Genomic DNA, 26,958 nt, shown 5'->3' with positions numbered 1-26,958 from the left:
AGCCATGGCGCGGATTCGGCGAATTATGGTCGGCCGTCCTCGTGCCGGTGTTTCGTGGGCGTCACGCTTCTCCCCCCGATTCGGGGTGGGCGGCGCGGACGTACGGCGTTTCCGTCACGCCAGGGCGGGTTCACTGCGGCTTGCGGCTCGACCCGAGGTAGGTCTCGATCACGCGGGGATCCTTCGCCAGATCGGCGGCCTGGCCCTCCAGCGCGATCTCGCCGGTCTCGAGCACGTAGCCGTAGTCGGCGACCTCCAGCGCCGCGCGGGCGTTCTGCTCGATCAGCAGGATGGAGACGCCGGCCTCGCGCAGCTGCGCGACGATGCGGAACACCTCTTTCACGATCAGCGGCGCCAGCCCCAGGCTGGGCTCGTCGAGCATCAGGAGCTTGGGACGCGCCATCAGCGCACGTCCGACCGCGAGCATCTGGCGCTCGCCGCCGGACAGCGTCCCGGCGAGTTGGACGCGGCGTTCCTTGAGGCGCGGGAACAAGGCGTAGACGCGCTCCAGCTCGTCGCGCCAGCCCTTCACGCCCAGGCGCATGGGGCGGAAACCGCCGAGCACCAGGTTGTCCTCCACCGACATCGTCGTGAAGAGCTCGCGCTTCTCGGGCACGAGCGCGAGGCCCCTCATCACCCGATCCTCCAGGCTCAGTCCCTGGATGTCCTCGCCGTCGAAGACGATCTGCCCGCTGGCCGGCAGCACGCCCATCAACGCGTTCAGCGTCGTGCTCTTGCCGGCGCCGTTCGGCCCGATGACGGTCACCACCTCGCCCGTCCGCAGCCGCAGGTCCAGGCCCGTCAGCACTTCCGCGCGGCCGTAGCCCGCATGCAATCCGCTGACCTTCAGCAACTCGCTCATGTCAGTGTTCCGTTCCCAGGTAGGCCGCGCGCACCTCGGGGCTGGCCTGCACCTCGTCGGGCGTGCCCTCGATCAGCTTGGTGCCGAACTCCATCACGACGATGCGGTCCGTCAGCCCCATCACGAAGTCCATGTCGTGCTCGACCAGCAGGATGCTCATGCCCTCGGCGCGCAGCTGGCGCAGCACGGCCGCCAGCGCCTGCTTCTCCTTGTGGCGCAGCCCCGCGGCGGGCTCGTCGAGCAGCAGCAGCGAGGGGTCGCTGCACAGCGCCCGCGCGATCTCCATCAGCCGTTGCGGCCCCAGCGCCAGATTGCCGGCCAGCTCGTGCACGTGGTCCTGCATGCCGATGCGGCGCAGCTGATGCTCGGCCTCGGCGAAGAGACGCCGTTCCTCCGCGCGATCAAGCCGCAGCATCGCCCGCGCGGTGCCACTGTGGGAGCGCAGGTAGCCGCCGAGCGCGACGTTCTCGAGCACGGTCATGTCCGCGATCATCTTCACGTGCTGGAAGGTCCGCGACATGCCGCGCCGCGCGATCTGGCGGGCCGGCAGGCCGGTGATGGGCTCGCCGGCGAAGCGCAGCTCGCCGCCGGTCGCGGGAAGCACGCCGGAGACCAGGTTGAAGGTCGTCGACTTGCCGGCGCCATTCGGGCCGATCAGGCCCATGATCTCGCCCGCGCGCAGTTCGAAGCTGACATCGTTCACCGCGACCAGTCCGCCGAACTGCTTGCGCAACTTGTCGACCTTCAGCAGCACGGAGCCGGCGGCCGGCTTCGGACGCGACGCGAGCGGCGCCGCCCCGTCCCAGTTCCGCTCCCGCGGACGCGCGGGCCACCACCGCGCCAGCGCCATCTGCAGCGACGGCCAGAGACCCCGGGGCGCGTACTTCAGCATCAGCACCAGCACGACACCGAGCACGATGATCTCGAAGTTGCCGTTGCTGCCGAGCAGCGCGGGCAGCAATTCCTTGAGCTGGTCCTCGATGATCTTGAACACGCCCGCGCCGACGAAGGCGCCCCACACGCTCGACACGCCGCCGACGACGGCCATGAACAGGTATTCGATGCCCATCTTCAGGCCGAAGGGGCTCGGGTTCACGGTGCGCTGGACATGCGCGAACAACCACCCCGAGATCGACGCCAGCAGCGCGGCGATCAGGAAGATCACGACCTTGTAGCGGAAGGTCGACACGCCCATCGATTCGGCCATCACCGTCGCGCCGCCGAGCGCCCGGATCGCCCGGCCAGGGCGCGAATCCAGCAGGTTGCGCACGGCGAGGGCGCCGAGGAGCGCGAACAGCCAGATCAGGTAGTAGATCGCGCGACCGTCGGCGAGGCTGACGCCGAACACCGTGATCGTCGGCACGCCGAGCAGGCCGTCGTACTTGCCCAGCGACTCCAGGTTGGCGATGGTGAAGTTCAGGCTCAGCGCCCAGGCGATCGTCGCCAAGGGCAGGTAATGCCCCGACATCCGCAGCGTGATCAAGGCCAGCACCAGCGCGATGCCCAAGGTGACCACGATCCCCGCGGCCAGGCCGATCCACGGCGACAGCCCGTAGCGCGCGCTCAGCAAGGCGGTCGCATACGCGCCGACGCCGACGAACGCGGCCTGGCCGAACGAGGTCAGGCCGCCGACGCCGGTCAGCAGCACCAGGCCCAACGCGACGAGCGCGAACATGCCGATGTAGTTCAGCTGCGTGATCCAGAACTCGGGCACGGGCAGCAGCGGCAGCACCGCGAGCACGGCGAGCAGCAGCGCCGGCACGGCGCGTCGCACCCATGGATGAGAGGCGGCGGAGGGGGCCACGGCGGAAACGGGCGTGGCGTCGGCCTTCACGGCGGCGGATCGATCGGAGGCCACGTCAATGCTCCTCATGGTGCGGGTCGCGCCAGCTGCGCCACAACAGCACCGGCAGGATGGAGGTGAAGACGATGACCTCCTTGAAGGCGCTGGCCCAGAAGGAGCTGAACGATTCGATCAGGCCGACCAGCAACGCGCCGAGCGCTGCGCCCGGATAGCTCGACAGGCCTGCGAAGACGGCGGCGACGAAGCCCTTCAGGCCGATGAGGAAGCCGCTGTCGTAGAAGATCGTCGTGGTGGGGCTGATCAGGATGCCCGACAGCGCGCCGATGAAGGCAGCGAGCGTGAAGGACAAGCGGCCTGCCGAGGTGCTGGAGATGCCCATGAGTCGGGCGCCGAGCCGGTTCACCGCGGTCGCGCGCAGCGCCTTCCCGTAGAGGCTCTTCTCGAAGAACAGCCACAACGCGACGATCAGCGCGGCCGAGGCCATCACGATGATCAGCGTCTGGCCCGAGAACATCAGCGGTCCGGCCGAATAGCTGGCATCCCAGAAGCTCGGATTGCGCGAGCCCTCGGCACCGAAGAACACCAGGCCAAGGCCAGTCAACGCGAAGTGCACGCCGACCGAGACGATCAGCAGCACCAGCACCGATGCATCCGCCAGCGACTGGTAGGCCAGCCGGTACAGCAGGCCACCCATCGGCGTCACGATCGCCAGCGTCAACAGCGCCTGCGCCACCAGCGGCAGCTTCATGGGCGCGAGCCAGAGCGCGCAGAGCCCGATCGCGACGCCGGGCAGCGCCCGCAACGCGATGCCCCCGCAGGCGGCGGCGATCCGTCCGGAACGCGCGGCTGCGATCAGGTCCAGCACCGCCACCAGCAGCGCCATCCCGATCAGGAAATGAATCGTCAGCGGCGTGTGCCCGAGCTGCAGTCCCGCCAGCGTCAGCGCGCCGAACGCGACGAACTCCCCTTGCGGGATGAAGATCACCCGCGTGACCGCGAAGACCAGGACCAGGGCCAGTGCCAGCAACGCGTAGATCGCGCCGTTGGTCACCCCGTCCAGCACCAGGATGCTTGCAATCGCCCCGTCCACCTTGTCTCCTGTCGTGGTGCCGGGCAAAGGCCGTTGACCGCGCGTCGCCGATGCATGCCGGCGCCGTCGCGACCGCTCCGAAGGCCGTCGCCCGGGGGTTGGTCGTCCATGGGACGTGTGGCGACCGACTCTAGCGGGAAGCCCTCAGCCGTCCGTCAGTGGATGCCGCATTGACATTTCGCAAGACATTAATCCGACCGGTCGGTCGAAGTTGGTTCTGAGGCCTGGACGGTCTCTTCACATGCCCCCCTGGCAGCGGGGCGGTCAGGTCAGACGGTCTCGAGCTCGGCCCGCAGCGCGTGCAGGTGGAGGCAGGCCTTCGCGGTGGCGCGGCGCAGGTCGAGCTCCTCGCGCTTCGTCCAGACACGGGCCGCATCGCGCTGCCCGAGCGCAATCACGCCGAAGGTCTTCCCGTTGATCTGGCCGGACATGTCCAGCATCGCGCGCCAGGTGGGCGGCGGTTGCAGGGCACTCAGTCGCGGATCGGCCTGGGCATCGGCGCAGTTGAAGACGCCGTCGGACAGCAAGGCGTCGAAATAGCCCGGATAGGCGCGCTGCTCGCAGACGGCAATCTGACTGCTCGCGCCGTCGACGGCATGCGCGCCGAGGCAACGCAGGCGGTGGTCGCCCGGCTCGCCGTCCAGCAGCCACAGGCTGGCGTGCGAGCTGCGGAAGTAGTCGCACAGCGCCTCGCTGACGGCCTGCGCATAGCGCTCGGCCAGTTCGCCGGCGCTTTCCATGGCGGCGTCCAGGCCGCTGTCGCGGGCCTCCGTCGCCGGCCATTCCATTTCCTGACTGGCCGCCCTCATGGCGGCAAACAGCCCTTCGATCCTTTCCATCGCTGCGCTCGCTCCCTGTGTGTCCTTGTTGTTGACGCCACGTTGAAACGGCGCGGCGGCATTCTAGGTGTTTTCCCTAGATCGCGCCAAGTGCCTTCGAACGGATGTCCGCCAGAGGGGGAACACAGGCGCCGACCGCTGCGACGAATGTCTCTTGGAGCCGATTCGGGCGACCTTCGCGCGAGGTCATTAGCGATGCCCCGGTACGGGGAGGCTCCGGCTTATAGGAAAATACGGGTTTCGCCGTCTGTCCCTGGGGGGAACTTGGGACGGGCGGCGCGGCATTTCAAACTCTTATCAGGATCAGGAACAGCGTGGCCAAGGATACGACCAAGACGACCATCGAAGCCGATGGTCTGCGCTATCGCTCTAAAGCTCCAGGTTCGCCGTTCGCGGCAACCTCTTCGTTTGGCGCGGCAACCATGTCGTGCTTCCTCTGCGGCAAGCATCGTCCTCGGGCGCTGCTGAAGTCCCGCAAGCTGCTGGGCAAGTCCCAGCCAGTCTGCGCTCCTTCCTGCAAGGAACTGGAAGAGCAGCTGACCAAGAAGTAAGCCCCGGCTTGCCGGGCGTCCTCGGGATGCCTTGTCCTCAGGACGCCCTGAAGCAGCGTCCACAGACCGCGCGGTAACGGGAGTTGCCGCCGATCTCTACCTGCGCCCCTTCGGTCTGCTTGCGACCGGTGGCGTCGACACGCATGTTCATCGTGGCCTTGCGGCCACAGTCGCAGATGGTCTTCATCTCGTCCATCTCGTCGGCAAGGGCCAGCAGCGCCGCCGATCCGGTGAACAGCTCTCCGCGGAAGTCCGTCCGCAATCCGTAGCAGATGACGGGCACATGGCGCATGTGCGCGATCTCGTGGAGCGACCAGACCTGTTCCTTCGTCAGGAACTGCGCCTCGTCGACGAGGACGCAGGCGATGCCCGGCGACTGCGTGATCAGCGCTCGGAAATCCGTCTCGCCGTTGAACACCTCCGCCACCCGCTGCGGACCCAGCCGCGACGTGACCATCCCTTTGCCGTAGCGGTCGTCGACACCGGCGGTGAACAGGCGGACCGTGTGTCCGCGCTCCTCGTAGTTGTGCGCCACCTGCAACAGGGCAGTGGACTTGCCGGCATTCATCGCGGCGTAGCGGAAAAACAGTTTGGCCATGGTTCTCGGACGCCCGGGCGGTGGGGCAAGCGGGCGATTGTCGGCGTAAACGCCACCGTTCGTCGGACCGTGCTTTTACCCCCGGGCAAGCGATGTAGCGGGGCGTCATACGCCCCACCTACTATTGAACGCGAGGGAATCGATGCGCCGACGGGACACGAACCCGCCGGTGCGACCAAGAGCGCCAAGCGAAGCGAGACCATGAGCAAAGACACCTGCACCGCCGTTCGGGATGACGGCCTGCGCTATGCCTCCAAGCTGGGGGGGTCGCCGTTCCAGGGCAGCGGTCAGACCCGCTCCTGCTTCAAGTGCGGTCGCCATCGGCCGCCGAGCAGCCTCCAGTCCAAGCGGATCCTGGGCCGGACCGAGCTGGTCTGCAAGCCCGCCTGCGAACCGAAGACCTGATTCCCCCTGCCGGAAGGCGTCCTCAGGCAGGACGGGCGACTTCCGTCGATCGGCGCGAATTGCCACGCCCGCGCGGCTATGGGCACAATCCCCCCTTTTCCCCGAAGGCCGGCCCCGCGCCGCTTGATGCATGCCCTCCAGCACCCCGCCGCAAGGCGAAGTGACCTCTCCCGAGTTCCCCGATCAGAAGGCTCCCGCCACCGAGACCACTGAGGCCGCCCCGACGGCCGCCGTGCCGGAGGCGTTGTCGCCCGCCCTCGAAGCGGACGACGCCTCCGACGAGGCCGGCGCGAGCGCCGAATCCGGCGATGCCGCTCCCAGCGACGCGGCACCTGGCCAGGCGAAGGCAGCCGACGGTGGTCGTGTCGACGTCCAGGCCGTCGCGGCCAAGCTGAAGGCGCTGTTCCCGGCGTTGTTTGCCGGCGGCGCGAAGCCGCTGAAGCTGCGCGTCCAATCCGACATCCAGCAGCGCGCGCCGGGCCAGTTCACCAAGGCCCAGTTGTCGGCCTTCCTGCGCCGCTACACGGGGGGCACCGGCTACCTGATCGCGTTGACCCGCGCGAAGACCCGTTTCGATCTCGACGGTCAACCGGCAGGGGAACTCAGCGACGAACACAGAGTGGCCGCGCAGGAAGAGCTGACCCGTCGCCGCGGCGTCACCGAGGCCCGCCGCGCCGAGGAGGATCGTGGTCGTCAGGAGCGCGCCCAACTGCTGCGCGACTTCTCGCGCACGACGCTCACGCCGGCCAACTTCTGCGCGCTCAAAGGCCTGACACAGGAACAGCTGGATGCCCAGTTGAAGGTGGCACGCGAAGAAGAGGCGCAGCAGCCGCCGAGGGCGGAACGCAACGACGGACCGCCCCGCGGCGGCGACCATCGCCGTGGCGGCCCGCGTGGCGAGGGCCAGCCTGGTGGACCGGGCCAAGGCCCACGTGGGGATCGGGGAGACCGGCCGCGTCGCGACGGTCCGGGTCGCCCGAACGACGGGCGCAGACCCCCGCGGCAACCACGCTGAACCCTCGATGTCCGCCACCCGTGGTGGACTGAGCGGCCGACGCCGCCTCTGCGAGCGCTGCGGGCGGCCGCTCATCGCTTGCTGGTGCGCCTGTGTGCGCCGAGTCGACAACCGCTCGGCGTTGCTCATCCTCCAGGACCCGGACGAGGCCGTGCAGGCAAAAGGCACGGCCGCATTGCTGGCGCGGTGCTTGTCTCGCGTCGAGTTGCGCGTCGGTGAGCGCTTCGACCCACCGCGATCCGTCGAGGGTCTGGTCCTGCTCTATCCACGGACACCGGATAACGCGCCTATCCGCTCGCTGCCGCAACGCGAGGCCTCGACGGTCGCGAGCGCCGTTTCCACAACGCTGGTGGTGCTTGATGGCACTTGGCGCCGCAGTCGGCGGTTGCTCGCCCTGAACCCTTGGCTGCAGACGCTGACGCGGTTCGCCCTCGAGGCACCACCGCCTTCGCGCTACAGCATCCGCCGGGCCCAAGCCGACTCCCAGCGCAGCACGCTGGAAGCCTGCGCCTTGGCATTGGCGGCGATCGACGATGACGAGGTCCGTTATGCGCCACTGTGGCAGGCCATGGATGACTTCGTTGCGCTGCAGCGGCGCTTGGCTCCTAGCCCTGCCGCCACCCACCTCGTCCACCGCGCGGAGTAAGCTGCGACGCCATGAACACCACCCCTGTCACGCCATCCCCAGCCTCCGAGCCACGATTGACCTCGCTGTCGCACGGCGGGGGCTGCGGCTGCAAGATCGCACCCGGCGTGCTGTCGGAAATCCTCAAGGGCACAGGCGGATTGCCAATTCCAAAGGAATTGCTCGTCGGCATCGAAACCGCCGACGACGCGGCGGTCTATCAGCTCAACGATGAGCAGGCGCTGGTGGCCACAACCGATTTCTTCATGCCGATCGTCGACGATCCGTACGACTTCGGCCGCATCGCCGCAACCAACGCGATCAGCGACGTCTACGCGATGGGCGGTCGCCCCATCATGGCGCTGGCCCTTGTCGGCATGCCGATCGCGGTGTTGAGCGCCACGACGATCGGACGGATCCTCGAAGGCGGCGCCTCCGTCTGTCGCCTGGCGGGCATTCCGATCGCCGGTGGACACACGATCGATTCCGTGGAGCCGATCTATGGACTGGTGGCACTGGGATTGGTGCATCCCTCACGCGTCAAGCGCAATGCAGACGCCAGGGTCGGTGATGTGCTCGTGCTGGGCAAGGCGCTCGGTGTGGGTGTGATGTCGGCAGCGCTGAAGAAGGGCAGGCTTGACGATGCGTCATACCGGCGGATGCTGGACACGACCACCCAGCTGAACACGCCCGGGCCGGAATTGGCGGCACTCGATGGCGTGCACGCATTGACCGATGTGACCGGCTTCGGGCTGGCAGGGCACGCACTTGAGATCGCGCGCGGATCGCGCTGCGGGATCGAGATCGATTGGGCGGCAGTGCCCCTGCTCGAGGGCGTCCAATCACTGGCCTCCGAGGGCCTGATCACCGGAGCATCCGGGCGCAATTGGTCCGCCTATGGCGCCGAAATCGCGCTCTCTGCCTCGCTGCCGTTGGAGACGCAGGCACTGCTCAGCGACCCGCAGACCAGTGGCGGCCTGCTCGTGTCATGCACACCAAAGAGCGTCGACCGCGTGCTGGAAGTCTTCGCGCGACACGGCTTCAACGCGGCCACGGTCATTGGTCGCCTGGTCGAACCCGACGACGACGCGCGGCTGAAAGTCAATTGATGTGCGGAAAAAACAAAGGGCCCTCGCATGAGGGCCCTTGTTTGATTGGTTGCGGGGGCAGGATTTGAACCTACGACCTTTGGGTTATGAGCCCAACGAGCTACCAGACTGCTCCACCCCGCGGCTGTACCGCGTGGCAATCAGCGCTGCCGCTGATCTGCCGTTTCGTCGGCCGGATTGCACAAGCCTTGTCGGCTGTCGTTCCGTCCAACAACGCTGTCCGATGACAGCGTTCAATGTTCTGGTTGCGGGGGCAGGATTTGAACCTACGACCTTTGGGTTATGAGCCCAACGAGCTACCAGACTGCTCCACCCCGCGACTGAAGAAGGAGAGTGTAGCACGGAAAGGACCATCGCTTCAACTTTTGGCGACAGTCTTTCCAGAATCAAAGCCCCGCTGCCTGCAACGATTGCAGGAAGCGCTCTGCATCTTGAAAGCCGATGACGCGAACACCGGTCAGCTCTTCGCCCTTCGCGTTGAAGAAGATCGTGCCAGGCGGGCCGAAGAGCTTGAAGCGCTTCAGCAGGTCGCGATCGCCGGCGTTGTTCGCGGTGACGTCGGCCTTCAACAGGAGCGCGCCGGCCAGCTTGGCCTGCACACGTGCATCGGTGAAAGTGAAGCGCTCCATCTCCTTGCACGACACGCACCAATCCGCATAGAAATCCAGCATGACGGGCCTGCCGGCGCTGCGCAAGGCTTCGTCAAGCTCGGCGACCGTCGCGACCTTTCGGAAGCTGACCGCGGAGGTCTCTGCGGTCGCCGCAACGCCGGCGGCCTTGCCGGCTCCGCCGATGCCGGCCAGCGGCTTCAGAGTGTCCGTCCCGCCAGCGGCGACGCCGATGAACTGTGCAACGCCAAACACCAATGCCGCAATCGCTGCGCTCTTGCGCAACCACACGCGAGGCGTGTTGCCTTCGGTACGCTGGAAAAGCCCCAGCAGCGCCGCGACAGCAACCAGCAGCGCCCCCCAGAAGAGTTGCGCGACCACCGGCGGCAGCACCGGCTGGACGATCCACAGCGCCACCGAGAGCAACAGCAGACCGAAGAAGTACTTGACCGTCTCCATCCACGCGCCAGCACGGGGCAACAGCGTGCCCGCCGAGAGCCCCAGGAGTAGCAGGGGCACGCTCATGCCCCAAGCGAGCGCGAACAGCGCCAGTCCACCGATCGCCACGTTGCCGGTCTGGCTGATGTAGAGCAGCGCGCCTGCCAAGGGCGCGGCGACGCAGGGGCTGACGATCAACGCGGACAAGCCGCCCATGACGAACACGCTGAAGAACTTGCCGGCGGGCAGACGCTGCGTCGCGCCCGACACGCCACCGGTGAAGCGACTCGGCAACTGGATCTCATAGACGCCGAACATCGACAGCGAGAAGCCGACCAGCAGCAGCGCGAAGAGGGTCAGCACCCAGGGCTTCTGGAGATAGGCAGCCAAGCCGCCGCCAGCCAGCCCCGCCGCGACGCCCAGCGCGGTATAGAGCAACGCCATGCCAAGCGAGTAGCTGAATGCCAGGAAGAACCCCCTGGCCCGCGAGGGTGCCTCGCCCTGACCGACGATGATCGAGGACAGGATCGGCAACATCGGCAGGACACAGGGCGTGAGCGACAGCAGGACGCCGGCGGCGAAGAACGCGCCGATGACCAACCACAGCCGACCGGACGCGAGCACATCGTCGAGCGGCGACCCGACCGACGACTTCGCAGGTTGCGTCTGCGCGTCTTCTGCCGCCTTCACCGGCGACACCTCGGCAGAAGTAGACGCCACGGCGTTTGCAATGCCAAAGCCGCTGAGCGCATCCGGCGCCGCACCGATCTTCACCGCGCCATCGCCCCCGAAACCCTTCAGGCCCAAAGTCAACTGGCTCTTCATTGGCGGATAGCACAGACCCTTGTCCGCGCATCCCTGCCCTGTCAGCACCAGTTTCAGCGGCCCGGCGGCGAGCGCCTCCACGGGCACCTTGATGCTCAGGTGATCGCGATAGGTCTCGACCTCCTTCTGGAAGGTTTCATCGAACTTTCGCTTCGGGGCCGGCCAAGCGATGTCGCCGAACTTCGCATCGGTGGCGTCCAGCTTGAACTGGTCGCGATACATGTAATAACCGGGCGCGATCGTGAAGTTCACCTGGAACTCGCGATCACCGGTCAGTTGAACGTCGATCTTGAAGGCCTGCTCGGGATCGAGGAACTCGTCGGCTCGCGCCGGTCCGGCGAGGAAGGCCGAAGCCAGCGTCAGCAGCAGGAAGAGCGTCGGCAGCAGGCGTCGCATCTGGGCAATGGGAGTCATGAACGCGGGGCATGTGCGAGCCGGTCAGGCTCGTGTCGCCAGGAGGTCGGAAAGGCGCGAAGCTTAGCGCCAAGCGGGGCCGCCTGACGTTGGACAGGCGCCATGCCCTGCCCGCGTTGCGCGTATCGCGGACACAAAAGAAAAAAGGCCAGCATTGCTGCTGGCCTTTGTCGCGTGCAAGCGAGTCGCTGCTTATTCAGCAGCGCTTTCGCCTTCGGCGGCGTCAGGACGATCCACCAGTTCGACATACGCCATCGGGGCGTTGTCGCCGACGCGGAAGCCCATCTTCAGGATGCGGGTGTAGCCGCCCGGACGGGTCGCAAAACGCGGGCCCAGTTCGTTGAACAGCTTCACGACGATGTCGCGGTCGCGCAGGCGATCGAACGCCAGGCGGCGGTTCGCGACAGTCGCTTCCTTGGCCAGGGTGATCAGCGGCTCGACGATTCGACGCAGTTCCTTCGCCTTGGGCAGCGTGGTCTTGATCGCTTCGTGCTTCAGCAGCGAGACCGCCATGTTGCGGAACATCGCGGCGCGATGCTCGCTGGTACGGTTCAGTTTACGGAGGCCGTTACGGTGGCGCATGGTGCTTTCCTTCCTTCAGTTATTGCCAGCAGCCGGATCAGGTACTGCCGGGGGCACCGGACGGATCGTCAGACCCGTCCTCTTTCAAAAAATCAACGCTTGTCGAGACCTTGGGGCGGCCAGTTCTCGAGACGCGAACCCAGGGTCAGGCCGCGCGAGGCGAGCACTTCCTTGATTTCGTTCAGCGACTTGCGACCCAGGTTCGGAGTCTTCAGCAGCTCGGTCTCGGTACGCTGGATCAGGTCACCGATGTAATAGATGTTCTCGGCCTTCAGGCAGTTGGCCGAGCGCACGGTCAGCTCAAGCTCGTCGACCGGACGCAGCAGGATCGGATCGAAGCTGCTGGAACGGGCGGCCGGCGCCTGGTCGAACACGTCGACCAGATCGGTACCCTGCAGCTGCGCGAAGACGGCCATCTGCTCGACCAGGATCTTGGCCGAAGCGCGGATCGCTTCCTCGGGGGAGATCGCGCCGTTGGTCTCGATCTCCATGACCAGCTTGTCCAGGTCGGTACGCTGCTCGACGCGCGCGTTCTCGACGGCGTAGCTGACGCGCTTCACCGGGCTGAACGAGGCATCCAGGACGATGCGGCCGATGGCCTTGGTCGGCTCGTCGCCGTAGCGGCGCATGTTGCCGGGCACGTAGCCGCGACCCTTCTCGACCTTGATCTGCATGTCCAGCTTGCCGCCTTGCGACAGGTGGGCGATGACGTGATCGGGGTTGATGATCTCGACGTCGTGCGGGGTCTGGATGTCGGCGGCCGTGACCGGGCCTTCGCCTTCCTTGCGCAGGACCAGCGTCACTTCCTCACGGTTGTGCAGACGGAACACCACGCCCTTCAGGTTCAGCATGATGTGGACCACATCTTCCTGCACGCCGTCGATGGCGGAGTACTCGTGCAGCACGCCCGCGATCGTCACTTCCGTCGGCGCATAACCCACCATCGAGGACAGCAGCACGCGACGCAGGGCGTTGCCCAGCGTGTGGCCATAGCCGCGTTCGAACGGCTCCAGGATCACCTTGGCGCGATGACCGCCCAGGGGCTCCACAGTGATGGATTTGGGTTTGAGCAAATTCGTTTGCATGAGGTCTTTCTTTCAATACCCTCGGTTCGTTACACCGATAAGGCTGAGGGACCAACCAGGCACGCCCTCAACAGCTGGCGATACCCGGACGAGGAAAAGCCGAGCAGGCCCTTGCAGGGCCGCTCGGCAGGCACGAAAGAATTAACGCGAGTACAACTCAACGATCAGCGACTCGTTGATCTCGGCGCCGAACTCGTCGCGATCCGGCGTCTTCTTGAAGATGCCTTCCAGCTTGGTCGCGTCAACCGCCACCCAGGCCGGCAGACCGATCGACTCGGCCAGCTTCAGGCTGTCGACGATGCGCAGCTGCTTCTTGGCCTTTTCACGCACGGCGACCACGTCACCAGCCTTCACCAGATAGGAAGCGATGTTCACGACTTCGCCATTCACGGTGATGCTCTTGTGCGAGACCAGCTGGCGGGCTTCCGCGCGGGTCGAGCCGAAGCCCATGCGATAGACGACGTTGTCCAAGCGCGATTCCAGCAGGACCAGCAGGTTGACACCGGTCGAACCCTTGCGACGCTCGGCTTCAGCGAAGTAGCGGCGGAACTGACGCTCCAGCACGCCATACATGCGCTTGACCTTCTGCTTTTCGCGCAGCTGCAGACCGAAGTCGGACGTGCGTTGGCCCGACGTGCGGCCATGCTGGCCAGGCTTCGTGTCGAACTTGGCCTTGTCGCTGATGGCGCGGCGGGCGCTTTTCAGGAACAGGTCGGTGCCTTCACGGCGGGAAAGTTTGGCCTTCGGGCCGAGGTAACGTGCCACTTTGCGTGTCCTTCATCAATCTGACGCGAGCTCGGAGACATTCCGTGCAACGCGCGAGTCCGGCCAGTGTTTTTGTAGGCTCGGACGGTGGGCTTCAAGAAGTCTGGGACTTCAACCGGGTCGACGTTTCAGCCGACACCTGCTGAGGCGGCATTACAGCCCCTCAGCAAAACGGCCGGCTGGCGCTCTCGCGCCAGCCGGCATGTTCTGAACGAACCGGAGATTATCGCACCGATCGCGACCGTTCAGCGCAACCGCTTAGATGCGGCGGCGCTTCTGCGGACGGCATCCGTTGTGCGGGACCGGCGTCACATCAGAGATCGAGTTGATGCGGATGCCGAGCGCAGCCAGAGCGCGCACCGACGATTCGCGACCCGGGCCCGGGCCCTTGATCTTGACGTCCAGGTTCTTGATGCCTTGCTCTTGAGCAGCGCGGCCAGCCACTTCGGCAGCCACCTGGGCAGCGAAGGGAGTCGACTTGCGCGAACCCTTGAAGCCCTGGCCGCCCGACGAGGCCCAAGACAGAGCACCACCTTGGCGATCAGTGATCGTGATGATGGTGTTGTTGAACGAAGCGTGGACGTGGGCGATACCGTCGGCAACGTTCTTGCGAACCTTCTTGCGAACGCGCTGGGCAGCCTGGTTATTGGGTGCTTTTGCCATGGTTAGCTTTCTTCAGATGCCGCGGATTACTTCTTGCCGGTCGCCGCCGACTTGCGCGGACCCTTGCGGGTGCGAGCATTCGTGCGGGTACGCTGGCCGCGCACCGGCAGGCCGCGACGATGGCGGAAGCCACGATAGCAACCCAAGTCCATCAGGCGCTTGATGTTGATGGACATCTCGCGACGCAGGTCGCCCTCGATGGTCAGGCGGCCGACTTCCTCACGGATCTTTTCCAGATCGGAGTCGTTCAGGTCCTTGACCTTCTTGTCCAGCGGGATACCGCAGCTGTTGCAGATCTTCTGCGCGGTCGTACGGCCAATGCCGTAGATCGAAGTCAGACCGATCTCCGTGTGCTTGTGCGGCGGAATGTTGATACCAGCAATACGTGCCATGTGCGTCCTCTAATTCGCTTGCAGTCGTTAGGCCAATCAGCCTTGGCGCTGCTTGTGCCGCGGATCGGTACAGATCACACGCACCACGCCATTACGACGGATGATCTTGCAATTGCGGCACATCTTCTTGACAGATGCCGAAACTTTCATGGTCTGCTCCTTGACCTACTCTGTTCGCTCAATCAGCGTTGATCCGGGGGTTGCTAAAAAGCTCACTTCGCCCGGAACACGATGCGAGCACTACACAAATATTCTGTTTGCCCAGGGACTTCAGTTGGCCTTGAAACTGGCCTTCTTCAGCAGCGACTCGTACTGCTGGCTCATCACATAGGACTGGACCTGCGCCCAGAAGTCCATCGTGACGACCACGATGATCAACAGCGAGGTGCCCCCGAAGTAGAACGGGACGTTGTACTTCAGCGTCAGGAACTCAGGCAGCAGACACACGCCGGTGATGTACACCGCACCCGCCAGCGTCAGCCGGGACAGGATCTTGTCAATGTGTCGAGCCGTCTGGTCTCCAGGACGGATCCCGGGGATGAACGCACCGCTCTTCTTCAGGTTGTCAGCAGTCTCGCGGCTGTTGAACACCAGTGCCGTGTAGAAGAAGCAGAAGAACACGATCGCGGCCGAATACAGCAGCACATAGATCGGTTGTCCTGGACGCAGCGCGTCCGAGATGTCCTTCAACCAGCGCATGCTGTCACCGGTCGCAAACCAACTCACCAGCGTGGTCGGCAGCAAGATGATCGACGACGCGAAGATCGGCGGAATCACGCCCGACATGTTCAGCTTCAGCGGCAGGTGCGAGCTCTGACCGCCGTAGACCTTGTTGCCAACCTGCCGCTTGGCATAGTTGACCAGGATCTTCCGCTGACCACGCTCAACGAACACGACCAGGTAGGTCACGCCGATGACGATCGCGATCACGAGCAGGCAGGAGATCACGCTCATCGCACCGGTACGCACCAGTTCGAGCAGACCACCGATGGCGCCCGGCAGACCTGCAGCGATACCGCCGAAGATCAGGATCGAGATGCCATTGCCCAAGCCACGTTCCGTGATCTGCTCACCCAGCCACATCAGGAACATCGTGCCAGCCACCAGACTCGTCACCGCAGTGATGCGGAATCCGAAGCCCGGGCTCAGCACCAGACCAGGCGAGCTCTCCAGAGCGAAAGCAATGCTCAAGCTCTGGAAGATCGCCAAGCCCAGCGTGCCGTAGCGGGTGTACTGCGTGATCTTGCGGCGACCCGCCTCGCCTTCCTTCTTCAGCGCTTCCAGACTCGGCACCACGTACGTCATCAACTGCATGACGATCGAGGCCGAGATGTAGGGCATGATGCCCAGCGCGAAGACGGTGAAGCGCGACAGCGCACCGCCCGAGAACATGTTGAACAGGCTCAGGATCCCGCCCTGCTGACCCTTGAACAGCTGCTGGAGCTGCGTCGGATCGATGCCGGGCACAGGGATATGAGCCCCGACACGGTAGACGACCAGCGCGAGCACCAGGAACACAAGGCGGCGACGCAGGTCACCGAACTTGCCGCTCTTGGCCAACTGTGATGCGTTGCTTGCCACTGCTGCCTAGTCCTGTGCTTGGCTGATCAAGCGACGGAGCCGCCGGCGGCTTCGATCGCCGCCTTCGCGCCAGCCGTCACGCCCAGACCCTTGATGCTCACCTTGCGGGTGATTTCGCCGGACTTGATGACCTTGACAGACTTGGCCAGCTCGGACACCAGGCCGACAGCCTTCAGCGTCAGCAGGTCGATCTCTTCGCTGGTCAGCAGGTTCAGTTCCGACAGCGTCACTTCCGCATTGAACGGACGAGCCAGCGACTTGAAACCACGCTTGGGCAGGCGACGTTGCAGCGGCATTTGACCGCCTTCGAAGCCGACCTTGTGGAAGCCACCGGCACGCGACTTCTGTCCCTTGTGGCCACGGCCGGCGGTCTTACCCAGACCGGAGCCGATGCCACGGCCCACGCGACGCTTGGCGTGCTTGGCACCAGCGGCGGGCTTGATGGTATTGAGTTGCATCTTGTGTTCCTCGTCGATGCCGTGCTTACAGCACCTGCACCAGGTAGGCGATCTTGTTGATCATGCCGCGGACCGCCGGCGTGTCTTCCAGCGTCTTCGTGCTGTTCAGCTTGCGAAGACCCAGGCCGACGACCGTCGCGCGATGATCCGCGCGGCAGCCGATCGGGCTGCGGACCAGCTTGACCGTGAGCGTTTTCTTTTCAGACATCTCGATCTCCTGGCGCTCAGTTGAAGATTTCTTCAACCGTCTTGCCGCGCTTGGCTGCCACTTGGGCAGGCGTGGAGCAGCGCTTGAGCGCGTCCAGCGTGGCACGAACCATGTTGTAAGGGTTGGTCGAACCGTGGCTCTTGGTCACGATGTCGGTCACGCCCATCACTTCGAAGACAGCGCGCATCGGGCCGCCGGCAATCACGCCGGTACCAGCCGGAGCCGGAGCCATGATCACGTGCGCAGCGCCGTGCTCACCCACCACGTTGTGCTGGATGGTGCCGTTGCGCAGCTGGACCTTGACCATGTTGCGGCGGGCCGATTCCATCGCCTTTTGCACGGCGACCGGAACTTCCTTGGCCTTGCCCTTGCCCATGCCGATGCGGCCATCGCCGTCACCGACCACGGTCAGCGCAGCGAAGGACAGCGTGCGGCCGCCCTTCACAACCTTCGTGACGCGGTTGACCGCAATCATCTTTTCCTTCAGGCCGTCGTCGTTGCCTTCGGTCTGAGCGCGGGGTTGAAACTTTGCCATTTCCTAATCCTTTGAGCGTCAGAACTGCAGGCCGGCTTCGCGAGCGGCTTCAGCCAGGGCCTTGACACGGCCGTGGTAAGCGAAGCCCGAACGGTCGAAAGCCACCTTCTCGACGCCAGCGGCCTTCGCCTTTTCGGCGATGCGCTTGCCGATCAGGCTCGCGGCGGCCACGTTGCCACCCTTGCCGGACAGCTGGGTGCGGACTTCCTTCTCGGCGGTCGAGGCGGAAGCCAGCACGCGCTGACCGTCTTCGGAGATGACCGAGGCGTAGATGTGCAGGTTCGAGCGGAAGACCGTCAGACGGGCCACGCGCTGCAGGGCGATGCGAGCACGCGTTTGACGCGAACGACGCAGGCGTTGTTCCTTCTTGTTCAGCATGGCGCGGCTCCTTACTTCTTCTTGGTCTCTTTGAGGGAGACCTTTTCGTCGGCGTAGCGGATGCCCTTGCCCTTGTAGGGCTCCGGCGGACGGATCGCGCGCACTTCAGCGGCGATCTGACCGACGACCTGGCGATCGGCACCCTTGATCAGGATTTCCGTCTGGGTCGGGCATTCGACCTTGATGCCAGCCGGCATGTCCTTGACGACCGGGTGCGAGAACCCGATCTGCAGGTTCAGCTTCTGGCCCTGGGCTTGGGCGCGGAAACCCACGCCGACCAGGTTCAGCTTCTTTTCGAAGCCCTTGCTGACGCCGTTGACCATGTTGGCCAGCAAGGCGCGCATCGTGCCGCTCATCGCATCGGCTTCAGCCGATTCGTTGACCGGAACGAACGTCAGCTTGCCGCCTTCGAGCTTGACCGTAACCAGCGGGTTGACGGCCACGAACAGGGTACCTTGGGTACCCTTGACGCTGATCTTCTCAGCGCTGATCGTCACTTCCACGCCTTGCGGGAGGACGACCGGCATTTTTCCAACGCGGGACATTGTCTGTCTCTCCTTGGCTTATGCGACGTAGCAGAGCACTTCGCCGCCGACACCGGCTTGACGTGCTTTGCGGTCGGTCATCACGCCCTTCGGGGTGGTGACGATCGCCACACCCAGGCCATTCATGACCTGGGGAATATCGTGGCGGCCCTTGTAGATGCGCAGGCCGGGACGGCTCACGCGCTCGATGCGCTCGATCACCGGACGGCCGGCGTAATACTTCAGCGCGATCTCGAGCTCGGGGCGGGCAGCATCGCCACGCACCGCGAAATCATCGATATAGCCTTCATCCTTCAGGACCTTGGCGATCGCGACCTTCAGCTTCGACGAAGGCATCACGACGCTGGCCTTCTCAACGCTCTGGGCGTTGCGAATGCGGGTCAGCATATCGGCGATAGGATCACTCATGCTCATACGAAATCTCCTAAACCTGCCGATTACCAGCTGGCCTTGACGACACCGGGGATGTCGCCCTTGAAGGCCAGCTCACGAATCTTGTTACGTGCCAGGCCGAACTTGCGGAACGTGCCACGGGGGCGACCGGTCAGCTCGCAGCGGTTGCGCTGGCGGGTCGGGTTGGCGTTGCGGGGCAGCTTCTGCAGCTCCAGGCGGGCCAGATAGCGCTCTTCGTCCGACTTCTTGCTGTCGTCGATGATGGCCTTCAGTTCCGCGTACTTTTTCGCGTACTTGGCGACCAGTTGGGCGCGCTTCAGCTCACGTTGCTTGATCGAGAGTTTTGCCACGGGTCACCTCAGTTCTTGAACGGGAACTTGAACGCAGCCAGCAGTGCCTTGGCTTCGTCGTCCGTCTTGGCCGTCGTCGTGATGCTGATGTTCAGACCACGCAGAGCATCCACCTTGTCGTATTCGATTTCGGGGAAGATGATCTGTTCCTTGACGCCGATGTTGTAGTTGCCGCGACCGTCGAACGAACGACCCGAGATACCGCGGAAGTCACGCACGCGCGGCAGGGCCACGGTCACGAAACGGTCCAGGAATTCGTACATCGTGGCGCCACGCAGGGTCACCATGCAGCCGATAGGCACGCCGTCACGGATCTTGAAGCCGGCGATCGCCTTCTTCGACTTCGTCACCACAGGCTTCTGGCCAGCGATCTTGGTCAGGTCGCCCACGGCGTGATCCATGACCTTCTTGTCAGCGACCGCTTCGCTCACACCCATATTCAGCGTGATCTTGGTGATGCGCGGCACTTCCATCACGGACTTGTAGCCGAACTTCTCGGTCAGACCGGGGACGACCTTCTCGCGATAGAACTCTTGCAAACGAGCCATGTCTTACCCCTTAGGCCTTGATCTCTTCGCCGGTCGACTTGAACACGCGCACCCGCTTGCCGTCGGCGCCGAGCTTGATGCCCACGCGATCGGCCTTGCCGGAAGCGGCGTTGAAGATCGCCACGTTGGATTGATGGATGGGCATGGACTTGTCGACGATGCCGCCGGTCGTACCCTTCAGCGGGTTCGGCTTGACGTGCTTCTTGACGACGTTGATGCCGTCGATGACGACATGGTCAGCGTCCACGCGCAGCGTCACGGTGCCGCGCTTACCCTTGTCGCGGCCGGTCAGGACGATGATCTCGTCGCCTGTGCGAATCTTGTTCATGGCAATACCTTTGTCTGAGCGGGGCTTAGAGCACCTCAGGCGCCAGCGACACGATCTTCATGAAGCGCTCGGTACGCAGTTCACGCGTGACCGGGCCGAAGATCCGGGTGCCGATGGGCTCCAGCTTGGCGTTCAGCAGCACGGCGGCATTGCCGTCGAACTTGACCAGGGAGCCGTCTTGGCGGCGCACACCCTTGGCAGTGCGCACGACCACCGCGTTGTAGACCTCGCCTTTTTTGACGCGTCCACGCGGCGCAGCTTCCTTGATGCTGACCTTGATGATGTCGCCAATATGTGCATAGCGACGCTTGGAACCACCAAGCACCTTGATGCACATGACGGACTTGGCGCCAGTGTTGTCCGCGACGTCGAGTCGCGATTGCATTTGGATCATGTCTGTCCCCAACTTTTCCCGCTCAGGCAACTGCGACCATCGCAGCCATCCAGAAAGCGGTCAGTCTTGGGCCCGTAAGCCAATCACCTGTCACCTTGCGGCGACCCGCGTCTGGCCTAAATGGGCAAGAAACCTAGAACCGAAGGCTGCTGCCCTGTGCGCTGGTCACAGGACCCGTCGAGCGACGGAGCCACCATTCGGCGAAGCTGCGGATTATGCGGCAAGCACAATCCGCCTGTCAACTGATGTTGTTGCGCCTCAGAGCGACTGCGCCTGCTTGAGCAGCGTTCCGGCGTCGCTGACCTCGAACTTGCCCGGCGCTTCGATATTGAGGTGTTTGACCACGCCATCCTTGACCAGCATCGAGTAGCGCTGCGAGCGCAGACCCATGCCGCGCGCGACGAGGTCGAGCGTCAAGCCGGCCGCCTGGGTGAACGTCGCGCTGCCGTCGGCCATCATGCGAACCTTGCCCGCCGTCTTCTGCTCACGCCCCCAGGCACCCATCACGAATGCATCGTTGACGGAGACACACCAGATCTCATCCACGCCCGCAGCCTTCAGCGCTTCAGCCTGCGCGACGTAGCCCGGAACATGCTGGGCAGAGCAAGTCGGTGTGAACGCGCCAGGCAGTGCAAAGATCGCCACAGTCTTCCCCGCGGTCAGCTTCTCGATGTCGAAGCTGTTCGGGCCGAGCGAGCAACCTTCGCCCTCGACCTCGATGAACTCCTGCAGATTGCCGGCCGGCAGCCGATCGCCCACTTTCAGCATGTCGTGCTCCTGATTCTGTTGTCGGTGAATGAAAGCGGCAGAGTGTGCCGCGAAAAATGAAAAATGGCTGGACACCGGGAATTCCGATGTTCCAGCCATTTCCGGCCACGACACGGTTTCCCGCTCGTGGCACACGTCGCGCTCGACGCGCGACATTGGCGATCAGACCAGCTGAGCCTTCTGGACCAGGCGGGTCACGACCCAGCTCTTGGTCTTCGAGAGCGGACGGCCTTCGGCGATCTCGACCACGTCGCCCATCTTGTACTCGCCATTTTCGTCATGGGCGTGGTACTTGCGGGAACGGGCCACGATCTTGCCGTAGAGCTCGTGCTTGGCACGGCGCTCAACCAGCACGGTGATCGTCTTGGCGCGCTTGTCGCTGACGACGCGACCGATCAGGGTGCGGGTGTTCTTCTCTTGAGCTTGCGTCATTTCGCGGCTCCCTTCTTCTCGGCCAGGATGGTCTTGGCGCGTGCGATGTCACGACGCGTATTGCCCAACACCGAAGTGTTGGTCAGTTGTTGCGTCGCCTTTTGCATGCGCAGACCAAAGTGGGCCTTCAGCAGATCGGTGACTTCCTTCTTCAAGGCAGCCACGTCTTTCGCGCGCAGTTCAGATGCTTTCATGGGGTGTTCTCCAATCAGGCGCCGAGCTGGCGGGCCACGAAGGTGCAGCGCAGGGGCAGCTTGGCAGCGGCCAGCGTGAACGCCTCGCGCGCCAGAGCCTCAGGCACGCCGTTGATCTCGTAGAGCACCTTGCCGGGCTGGATCTCAGCCACGTAGTACTCCGGGTTGCCCTTGCCGTTGCCCATACGGACTTCGGCGGGCTTTTGCGAGATCGGCTTGTCCGGGAAGATGCGGATGAAGATCCGGCCACCGCGCTTGATGTGACGCGAGATGGCACGGCGAGCCGCTTCGATCTGACGAGCCGTGATACGGCCGCGCTCGGTGGCCTTCAGACCGAAGTCACCGAAAGCGACGGTCGCGCCGCGGGTCGCAACACCAGTGTTGCGGCCCTTTTGCTCCTTGCGGTATTTGCGACGAGCGGGTTGCAGCATGTTGAGTTCTCCTTACGCCTGGCCGCCGTCAGCGGCGGGCTTGCGCACCACACGCTTCGCAGCAGGCTTGTCGCCGCCTTCGGCAGGCTTGTCGCCACGACCGCGGCCACCCGGCGCGCCCGGACGGGCGTTGCGACGGGGACGACGATCATCTTCGGCACCCGGGGGGGTGTTGATCACGGGGGCTTCGCCATTTGCCAGGCGGTCACCGCGGTACACCCACACCTTGACGCCGATCACGCCGTAGGTGGTCTTGGCTTCGGAGAAGCCGTAATCGATGTCCGCCTTCAGGGTGTGCAGCGGCACACGACCTTCGCGATACCACTCGGTGCGAGCGATTTCGATGCCGTTCAGACGGCCGGCGGACATGATCTTGATGCCTTGAGCACCCAGACGCATCGCGTTCTGCATCGCGCGCTTCATCGCGCGGCGGAACATGATGCGCTTTTCGAGCTGCTGGGTGATCGAGTCGGCGATCAGCTGAGCATCGATTTCAGGCTTGCGCACTTCCTCGATGTTCACGGCGACGGGCACGCCCAGTCGCTTGGTCAGCTCGGCCTTCAGGCTTTCGATGTCCTCGCCCTTCTTGCCGATCACCACACCCGGACGCGCCGAGTAGATCGTGATGCGGGCGTTCTTGGCCGGACGCTCGATCAGGATGCGCGAAACGGCGGCGTTCTTCAGCTTGGCCTTCAGGAACTCGCGCACTTGCAGATCTTCGGCCAGCATGGTGGCGAAGTTCTGGTTGTTCGCGTACCAGCGCGACGCCCAGTTACGGGTGACGGGCAGGCGGAAGCCAGTCGGATGAATTTTCTGTCCCATAGTCTTCCTTCAGGCTCAGTGGCCGACGGTCACGTAGATATGGCAGGTCGGCTTGCTGATGCGATTGCCGCGGCCCTTGGCGCGCGCGGAGAACCGCTTCAGGGTGGTGCCCTGCTCCACGTAGATCGAAGTGACCTTCAGCTCGTCAATGTCGGCACCGTCGTTGTGCTCGGCATTGGCGATCGCCGATTCCAGCGCCTTCTTGATGATCAGCGCGGCCTTCTTCTGGGTGAACTCGAGGATGTTCAGCGCTTGGTCCACCTTCTTGCCGCGGATCAGGTCCGCCACCAGGCGACCCTTATCAAACGAGAGGCGGACGCCACGAACGATTGCTTTGGTTTCCATCGTCGCCATCCTTACTTCTTCCCGGCCTTCTTGTCGGCCGGATGGCCTTTGAAGGTACGGGTCAGAGCAAATTCACCCAGCTTGTGGCCGACCATCTGGTCAGACACATAGACCGGAACGTGCTGCTTGCCGTTGTGCACGGCGATCGTCAGACCGATGAACTCGGGCAGGATCGTCGAGCGGCGCGACCAGGTCTTGATGGGCTTCTTGTCCTTGATGGCAACAGCCTTGTCGACCTTGGCCATCAGGTGATGGTCCACAAAGGGACCCTTCTTGAGGGAACGAGCCATGTTGGTCTACCCCTTACTTCTTGCGACGCGAGACGATGAAAGTCTGCGTGCGCTTGTTGTTGCGAGTGCGGTAGCCCTTCGTCAGGGTGTTCCACGGCGACACAGGGGCCTGACCTTCACCCGTACGACCTTCGCCACCACCGTGCGGGTGGTCGACCGGGTTCATGGCGGTACCACGCACGGTCGGGCGAATACCCTTCCAGCGAATGGCGCCGGCCTTGCCGTACTGACGGAGGCTGTGCTCTTCGTTGCTCACTTCACCGATGGTGGCACGGCAGTCGATGTGCACGCGGCGGACTTCGCCGGAGCGCAGACGGATCTGGGCGTACGAACCATCACGCGCCATCAGCACCGCAGAAGTACCAGCAGAGCGGGCAATCTGAGCACCCTTGCTCGGCAGCAATTCCACGCAGTGAATCGTCGAACCCACCGGGATGTTGCGGATAGGCAGCGTGTTGCCAACCTTGATCGGGGCTTCGGCGCCGCTCAGGAGCGTCGAACCGACTTCCAGGTTGCGCGGAGCAATGATGTACCGACGCTCGCCATCGGCGTAGCACACCAGGGCGATGTGGGCCGTGCGGTTCGGGTCGTACTCGATGCGCTCGACCTTCGCCGGGATTCCATCCTTGTTGCGACGGAAGTCCACCACACGGTAGTGGTGCTTATGACCACCGCCCTTGTGGCGCATCGTGATGTGGCCGTTGTTGTTGCGGCCAGAATTCTGCTTCTGGGGCTCCAGCAGCGAAGCCTCGGGAGCGCCCTTGTGCAGGTGCTTGTGCACCACCTTCACCACGCCACGACGGCCAGGCGAAGTCGGCTTGACTTTAACGACGGCCATTACGCAGCCTCCCCGGAGAAGTTGAGCTCCTGGCCAGCCTTCAGCGACACGTACGCCTTTTTGACGTGGTCGCGACGGCCCTGACGGCCACCGAAGCGCTTGGTCTTGCCTTTGACGTTGACGACGTTCACCGCATCGACTTCGACCTTGAACATCAGTTCAACAGCGGCCTTGATCTCGGGCTTCGTGGCGTCACGCAAGACCTTGAACAGGACTTGGTTGTGCTTTTCACCAACCATCGTGGCCTTTTCGGACACGATCGGAGCGAGCAGCACCTTGGCCAGACGGCCATCAGCAAACTTGGGCGCGCTCATGCCAGCATCTCCTTCAGTTGCTCGATCGCGGCCTTCGTCACCAGGACCTTCTTGTAGAAGACCAGCGACAGCGGATCGACATAACGCGGCTCGACGACCAGCACGTTCGGCAGATTGCGCGAGGCGAGCAGGAGGTTGTCATCCACTTGGTCGGAGATCACCATGACGTGATCCAGGCCCATGCCCTTCAGCTTGGCGGCCAGCAGCTTGGTCTTCGGTGCTTCGATCGAGATCGAATCGACCACGGCCAGACGGCCTTCGCGGGCCAGCTGCGACAGGATCGCGGCCATGCCGGCGCGGTACATCTTCTTGTTCAGCTTGTGCGAGAAGTTCTCGTCAGGCTTGTTCGGGAAGATGCGGCCGCCCCCACGCCACAGCGGCGAGGACGTCATACCAGCACGCGCGTTGCCGGTGCCCTTCTGACGGAACGGCTTCTTCGTCGAGTGACGGACTTCAGCGCGGGTCAGCTGGGCGCGAGTGCCTTGGCGGGCATTCGCCTGATAGGCCACGACCACCTGGTGCACCAGGGCTTCGTTGTAATCACGAGCGAAAAGGGTGTCGGGAGCGTCGACCTTCGACGTTGCCTGACCCTGCTCATTCAGGAGCTCGAGTTGCATCAATTGGCTCCCTTCTTGGCCTTGACCTTGACGGCCGGATGGATCACGACGAATCCTTCCTTCGCGCCAGGAACGGCTCCGCGCACCAGCACCAGCTGGCGAGCTTCGTCGATACGGACGACATCCAGGTTCTGGACGGTCACGGTGACGTCGCCGAGGTGGCCCGACATCTTCTTGCCCGGGAACACGCGACCCGGATCCTGCGCCATCGAGATGGAGCCAGGAACGTTGTGCGAGCGGCTGTTACCGTGCGAAGCGCGCTGCGAACCGAAGTTGTGGCGCTTGATGGTGCCTGCGAAGCCCTTGCCGATCGAGGTGCCTTGCACATCGACGAGTTGGCCGGCGGCGAGCAGCGTCACGGGGACTTGAGCGCCAGCCTTGTATTCGGCAGCGACCGCAGCATCCACGCGGAATTCTTTGATGATTTCACCGGCTTCAACACCAGCCTTGGCGAGGTGACCCGCCTGCGGCTTGGTGACGCGCGACGCCTTGCGGGCGCCATACGTCACTTGGATGGCGCTGTAGCCGTCGGTTTCTTCGGTCTTGATCTGGGTCACGCGGTTGTTGGACACGTCCAGCACGGTCACGGGGACGGTATCACCGTCGACCGTGAACACACGCATCATGCCCACCTTGCGGCCCAGCAATCCGAGACGATTGCTAAGACTCATGGTTTTCTCCTGACCCCGAATGCACCAGCGGAGACACCGCCGCGCACCTGAAGTCATTTCACACACCCGACATCGGTTGGCCGGGCCGACAAGCACCGCTCCTTCGACGAGGACAGGGGTAAAGGCCCCAGACCTCTTCGACGGCGATACGACGAAGCCGCACCAGGAATCCCGGCGCGGAAAAGCTGCGGAGTATAGCGTCAACCCTGACCACACCGCAAGCCAGCTACCGTCGGCGCATAAAGAAAAAGGCGACCGGAAGGTCGCCTCTTGGGAAGGTGCCGGATCACCCGGCGCCTGGCCGCATTACTGCAGCTTGATCTCGACGTCCACGCCGGCCGGCAGGTCCAGCTTCATCAGCGCGTCGACCGTCTTGTCGGTCGGGTCGACGATGTCCATCAGACGCTGATGGGTGCGGATTTCAAACTGGTCACGCGACGTCTTGTTGACGTGCGGCGAACGCAGGATGTCGAAACGCTCCTTGCGGGTCGGCAGGGGCACGGGACCCTTGACGATCGCGCCGGTGCGCTTGGCGGTTTCCACGATTTCCAGCGCCGATTGGTCGATCAGCTTGTAATCGAAGGCTTTCAGCCGGATGCGGATCTTTTGCTTGGTAGACATGACTTTTCCTTCAAAGAGCGACGCAATGCCTGAGGCATCGCGGAGGCAGCGATGGCGCCGCCGAGCTGGGGACGCACCACCCGCCGAAGCGGGTGGCACGCCTCACCGGTACCCGACGGGTACCAGCAAAAGAGTTACTCGATGATGGTGGCCACGACGCCCGAGCCGACGGTACGACCGCCTTCACGGATGGCGAAGCGCAGACCCTGCTCCATGGCGATCGGAGC

At 64.0% G+C, this 26,958-nt stretch carries 41 protein-coding genes and 2 tRNA genes; 5 read left to right on the top strand and 38 right to left on the bottom strand.

The features are described from left to right. Positions 1–130: 130 nt before the first annotated feature. The 4 genes from AC07O8_RS26725 to AC07O8_RS26710 all read right to left on the bottom strand — a co-directional run bounded on the left by AC07O8_RS26725 (position 131) and on the right by AC07O8_RS26710 (position 4,565). Positions 131–862: an ABC transporter ATP-binding protein gene (locus AC07O8_RS26725; RefSeq protein WP_495050934.1), complete on the bottom strand. Its 732-nt coding sequence runs from the start codon at positions 860–862 to the stop codon at positions 131–133. Between the two features lies 1 nt (position 863). Next, the gene (locus AC07O8_RS26720) at positions 864–2,735 is read right to left on the bottom strand and encodes a branched-chain amino acid ABC transporter ATP-binding protein/permease (RefSeq protein ID WP_495050933.1); all 1,872 of its coding nucleotides are present in this window, start codon (positions 2,733–2,735) and stop codon (positions 864–866) included. Further along, entirely contained in the window at positions 2,722–3,756 is a 1,035-nt protein-coding gene (locus AC07O8_RS26715) for a branched-chain amino acid ABC transporter permease (protein WP_495050932.1), read from the bottom strand. The genes AC07O8_RS26720 and AC07O8_RS26715 overlap by 14 nt, the downstream gene beginning before the upstream one ends. Before the next feature lie 269 nt (positions 3,757–4,025). Next, the gene (locus tag AC07O8_RS26710; protein ID WP_495050931.1) at positions 4,026–4,565 is read right to left on the bottom strand and encodes a GAF domain-containing protein; all 540 of its coding nucleotides are present in this window, start codon (positions 4,563–4,565) and stop codon (positions 4,026–4,028) included. A 344-nt stretch (positions 4,566–4,909) separates the two neighbouring features. Here AC07O8_RS26710 and AC07O8_RS26705 point away from each other — a divergent pair, with 344 nt between their 5' ends. After that, positions 4,910–5,146, top strand: coding sequence for a hypothetical protein (locus AC07O8_RS26705; RefSeq protein WP_067278790.1), 237 nt, complete (start codon positions 4,910–4,912; stop codon positions 5,144–5,146). A gap of 37 nt (positions 5,147–5,183) precedes the next feature. Here the strand turns inward: AC07O8_RS26705 and AC07O8_RS26700 are convergent, their stop codons facing one another. Continuing rightward, positions 5,184–5,744: a thymidine kinase gene (locus AC07O8_RS26700; RefSeq protein ID WP_495050930.1), complete on the bottom strand. Its 561-nt coding sequence runs from the start codon at positions 5,742–5,744 to the stop codon at positions 5,184–5,186. Positions 5,745–5,945: 201 nt separating this feature from the next. On the opposite strand from AC07O8_RS26700, the gene AC07O8_RS26695 reads away from it, so the two are divergent. The 4 genes from AC07O8_RS26695 (at position 5,946) to selD (ending at position 8,898) form a co-directional block, all read left to right on the top strand. Beyond that, complete coding sequence (locus AC07O8_RS26695) at positions 5,946–6,149, top strand: hypothetical protein (protein ID WP_082938792.1); 204 nt, start codon at positions 5,946–5,948, stop codon at positions 6,147–6,149. 130 nt (positions 6,150–6,279) lie between these two features. Continuing rightward, positions 6,280–7,164, top strand: a complete 885-nt coding sequence (locus AC07O8_RS26690) for a ProQ/FINO family protein (protein ID WP_495050929.1) — start codon at positions 6,280–6,282, stop codon at positions 7,162–7,164. Between the two features lie 7 nt (positions 7,165–7,171). Beyond that, positions 7,172–7,810: a tRNA-uridine aminocarboxypropyltransferase gene (locus AC07O8_RS26685; RefSeq protein WP_495050928.1), complete on the top strand. Its 639-nt coding sequence runs from the start codon at positions 7,172–7,174 to the stop codon at positions 7,808–7,810. Positions 7,811–7,821: 11 nt separating this feature from the next. Next, positions 7,822–8,898 (top strand): selenide, water dikinase SelD, encoded by a 1,077-nt coding sequence (selD, locus tag AC07O8_RS26680; RefSeq protein ID WP_495050927.1) that lies wholly within the window; start codon positions 7,822–7,824, stop codon positions 8,896–8,898. Between the two features lie 46 nt (positions 8,899–8,944). Here selD and AC07O8_RS26675 read toward each other — a convergent pair. The 33 genes from AC07O8_RS26675 to AC07O8_RS26515 all read right to left on the bottom strand — a co-directional run. Next, positions 8,945–9,021: transfer RNA gene (locus AC07O8_RS26675), tRNA-Met, on the bottom strand. A 119-nt stretch (positions 9,022–9,140) separates the two neighbouring features. Continuing rightward, positions 9,141–9,217: transfer RNA gene (locus AC07O8_RS26670), tRNA-Met, on the bottom strand. 67 nt (positions 9,218–9,284) lie between these two features. Next, positions 9,285–11,165: a protein-disulfide reductase DsbD gene (gene dsbD / locus AC07O8_RS26665; RefSeq protein ID WP_495050926.1), complete on the bottom strand. Its 1,881-nt coding sequence runs from the start codon at positions 11,163–11,165 to the stop codon at positions 9,285–9,287. Positions 11,166–11,375: 210 nt separating this feature from the next. Beyond that, positions 11,376–11,765, bottom strand: coding sequence for a 50S ribosomal protein L17 (rplQ, locus tag AC07O8_RS26660; protein WP_495050925.1), 390 nt, complete (start codon positions 11,763–11,765; stop codon positions 11,376–11,378). A 92-nt stretch (positions 11,766–11,857) separates the two neighbouring features. After that, positions 11,858–12,850 carry a DNA-directed RNA polymerase subunit alpha gene (locus AC07O8_RS26655; RefSeq protein ID WP_067278809.1) on the bottom strand — a complete coding sequence of 331 codons (993 nt, stop codon included), beginning with the start codon at positions 12,848–12,850 and terminating at the stop codon, positions 11,858–11,860. Between the two features lie 141 nt (positions 12,851–12,991). After that, the gene (gene rpsD / locus AC07O8_RS26650) at positions 12,992–13,615 is read right to left on the bottom strand and encodes a 30S ribosomal protein S4 (protein WP_495050924.1); all 624 of its coding nucleotides are present in this window, start codon (positions 13,613–13,615) and stop codon (positions 12,992–12,994) included. A 258-nt stretch (positions 13,616–13,873) separates the two neighbouring features. Beyond that, positions 13,874–14,278 (bottom strand): 30S ribosomal protein S11, encoded by a 405-nt coding sequence (gene rpsK, locus AC07O8_RS26645; RefSeq protein ID WP_088404621.1) that lies wholly within the window; start codon positions 14,276–14,278, stop codon positions 13,874–13,876. Positions 14,279–14,304: 26 nt separating this feature from the next. Further along, positions 14,305–14,670, bottom strand: a complete 366-nt coding sequence (gene rpsM / locus AC07O8_RS26640) for a 30S ribosomal protein S13 (protein ID WP_088404620.1) — start codon at positions 14,668–14,670, stop codon at positions 14,305–14,307. 36 nt (positions 14,671–14,706) lie between these two features. Continuing rightward, positions 14,707–14,820 (bottom strand): 50S ribosomal protein L36, encoded by a 114-nt coding sequence (gene rpmJ, locus AC07O8_RS26635; RefSeq protein WP_058933616.1) that lies wholly within the window; start codon positions 14,818–14,820, stop codon positions 14,707–14,709. A 120-nt stretch (positions 14,821–14,940) separates the two neighbouring features. Then, the gene (gene secY / locus AC07O8_RS26630; protein WP_088404618.1) at positions 14,941–16,251 is read right to left on the bottom strand and encodes a preprotein translocase subunit SecY; all 1,311 of its coding nucleotides are present in this window, start codon (positions 16,249–16,251) and stop codon (positions 14,941–14,943) included. A gap of 26 nt (positions 16,252–16,277) precedes the next feature. Beyond that, positions 16,278–16,709, bottom strand: a complete 432-nt coding sequence (gene rplO / locus AC07O8_RS26625; RefSeq protein WP_297524281.1) for a 50S ribosomal protein L15 — start codon at positions 16,707–16,709, stop codon at positions 16,278–16,280. 25 nt (positions 16,710–16,734) lie between these two features. Further along, positions 16,735–16,917, bottom strand: a complete 183-nt coding sequence (rpmD, locus tag AC07O8_RS26620) for a 50S ribosomal protein L30 (protein ID WP_088385516.1) — start codon at positions 16,915–16,917, stop codon at positions 16,735–16,737. A gap of 16 nt (positions 16,918–16,933) precedes the next feature. Continuing rightward, positions 16,934–17,452 carry a 30S ribosomal protein S5 gene (rpsE, locus tag AC07O8_RS26615; RefSeq protein WP_067278825.1) on the bottom strand — a complete coding sequence of 173 codons (519 nt, stop codon included), beginning with the start codon at positions 17,450–17,452 and terminating at the stop codon, positions 16,934–16,936. A gap of 18 nt (positions 17,453–17,470) precedes the next feature. Next, positions 17,471–17,830, bottom strand: a complete 360-nt coding sequence (gene rplR, locus AC07O8_RS26610) for a 50S ribosomal protein L18 (protein ID WP_067278827.1) — start codon at positions 17,828–17,830, stop codon at positions 17,471–17,473. Between the two features lie 11 nt (positions 17,831–17,841). Further along, positions 17,842–18,375 (bottom strand): 50S ribosomal protein L6, encoded by a 534-nt coding sequence (rplF, locus tag AC07O8_RS26605; RefSeq protein ID WP_495050923.1) that lies wholly within the window; start codon positions 18,373–18,375, stop codon positions 17,842–17,844. An 18-nt stretch (positions 18,376–18,393) separates the two neighbouring features. Further along, a complete protein-coding gene (gene rpsH / locus AC07O8_RS26600; RefSeq protein WP_058933609.1) occupies positions 18,394–18,789 on the bottom strand; it encodes a 30S ribosomal protein S8 in 396 nt (131 codons plus the stop codon). 23 nt (positions 18,790–18,812) lie between these two features. Continuing rightward, entirely contained in the window at positions 18,813–19,118 is a 306-nt protein-coding gene (gene rpsN, locus AC07O8_RS26595; RefSeq protein WP_067065192.1) for a 30S ribosomal protein S14, read from the bottom strand. An 8-nt stretch (positions 19,119–19,126) separates the two neighbouring features. After that, positions 19,127–19,666 (bottom strand): 50S ribosomal protein L5, encoded by a 540-nt coding sequence (gene rplE, locus AC07O8_RS26590; protein ID WP_067278833.1) that lies wholly within the window; start codon positions 19,664–19,666, stop codon positions 19,127–19,129. Positions 19,667–19,676: 10 nt separating this feature from the next. Then, on the bottom strand, positions 19,677–19,994 hold the full coding sequence (rplX, locus tag AC07O8_RS26585) for a 50S ribosomal protein L24 (protein ID WP_067278835.1): 318 nt from the start codon (positions 19,992–19,994) through the stop codon (positions 19,677–19,679). Positions 19,995–20,019: 25 nt separating this feature from the next. Beyond that, on the bottom strand, positions 20,020–20,388 hold the full coding sequence (rplN, locus tag AC07O8_RS26580) for a 50S ribosomal protein L14 (protein WP_058933605.1): 369 nt from the start codon (positions 20,386–20,388) through the stop codon (positions 20,020–20,022). Between the two features lie 258 nt (positions 20,389–20,646). Beyond that, positions 20,647–21,156 carry a peroxiredoxin gene (locus AC07O8_RS26575; protein ID WP_495050955.1) on the bottom strand — a complete coding sequence of 170 codons (510 nt, stop codon included), beginning with the start codon at positions 21,154–21,156 and terminating at the stop codon, positions 20,647–20,649. 162 nt (positions 21,157–21,318) lie between these two features. Beyond that, positions 21,319–21,588 carry a 30S ribosomal protein S17 gene (gene rpsQ / locus AC07O8_RS26570; RefSeq protein ID WP_067278841.1) on the bottom strand — a complete coding sequence of 90 codons (270 nt, stop codon included), beginning with the start codon at positions 21,586–21,588 and terminating at the stop codon, positions 21,319–21,321. Next, positions 21,585–21,782 carry a 50S ribosomal protein L29 gene (gene rpmC / locus AC07O8_RS26565; protein WP_088404614.1) on the bottom strand — a complete coding sequence of 66 codons (198 nt, stop codon included), beginning with the start codon at positions 21,780–21,782 and terminating at the stop codon, positions 21,585–21,587. Before rpmC ends, rpsQ begins: the two co-directional genes overlap by 4 nt. A 14-nt stretch (positions 21,783–21,796) precedes the next feature. After that, entirely contained in the window at positions 21,797–22,213 is a 417-nt protein-coding gene (rplP, locus tag AC07O8_RS26560) for a 50S ribosomal protein L16 (RefSeq protein WP_297524278.1), read from the bottom strand. Positions 22,214–22,225: 12 nt separating this feature from the next. Then, positions 22,226–23,035: a 30S ribosomal protein S3 gene (rpsC, locus tag AC07O8_RS26555; protein ID WP_297524277.1), complete on the bottom strand. Its 810-nt coding sequence runs from the start codon at positions 23,033–23,035 to the stop codon at positions 22,226–22,228. Positions 23,036–23,050: 15 nt separating this feature from the next. Further along, positions 23,051–23,380: a 50S ribosomal protein L22 gene (rplV, locus tag AC07O8_RS26550; protein ID WP_067283213.1), complete on the bottom strand. Its 330-nt coding sequence runs from the start codon at positions 23,378–23,380 to the stop codon at positions 23,051–23,053. Between the two features lie 11 nt (positions 23,381–23,391). Further along, positions 23,392–23,670, bottom strand: coding sequence for a 30S ribosomal protein S19 (rpsS, locus tag AC07O8_RS26545; RefSeq protein ID WP_058933599.1), 279 nt, complete (start codon positions 23,668–23,670; stop codon positions 23,392–23,394). A 13-nt stretch (positions 23,671–23,683) separates the two neighbouring features. Then, positions 23,684–24,508 (bottom strand): 50S ribosomal protein L2, encoded by an 825-nt coding sequence (gene rplB / locus AC07O8_RS26540; protein ID WP_297524276.1) that lies wholly within the window; start codon positions 24,506–24,508, stop codon positions 23,684–23,686. Beyond that, complete coding sequence (rplW, locus tag AC07O8_RS26535) at positions 24,508–24,822, bottom strand: 50S ribosomal protein L23 (RefSeq protein WP_297524275.1); 315 nt, start codon at positions 24,820–24,822, stop codon at positions 24,508–24,510. The genes rplB and rplW overlap by 1 nt, the downstream gene beginning before the upstream one ends. Beyond that, positions 24,819–25,439: a 50S ribosomal protein L4 gene (rplD, locus tag AC07O8_RS26530; protein ID WP_495050922.1), complete on the bottom strand. Its 621-nt coding sequence runs from the start codon at positions 25,437–25,439 to the stop codon at positions 24,819–24,821. Before rplD ends, rplW begins: the two co-directional genes overlap by 4 nt. Then, on the bottom strand, positions 25,439–26,110 hold the full coding sequence (gene rplC / locus AC07O8_RS26525) for a 50S ribosomal protein L3 (protein ID WP_297524273.1): 672 nt from the start codon (positions 26,108–26,110) through the stop codon (positions 25,439–25,441). Before rplC ends, rplD begins: the two co-directional genes overlap by 1 nt. 306 nt (positions 26,111–26,416) lie before the next feature. Continuing rightward, a complete protein-coding gene (gene rpsJ, locus AC07O8_RS26520; RefSeq protein ID WP_067278868.1) occupies positions 26,417–26,731 on the bottom strand; it encodes a 30S ribosomal protein S10 in 315 nt (104 codons plus the stop codon). 134 nt (positions 26,732–26,865) lie between these two features. Beyond that, a partial coding sequence (locus AC07O8_RS26515) for an EF-Tu C-terminal domain-related protein (RefSeq protein ID WP_495050954.1) occupies positions 26,866–26,958 on the bottom strand: 93 nt, incomplete at its 5' end.

It is taken from the genome of Roseateles sp. GW821-FHT09G09 (assembly GCF_059415965.1).
The sequence above is the reverse complement of the archived record's forward strand: the minus strand, read 5'-3'. Positions and strand labels throughout refer to the sequence as shown.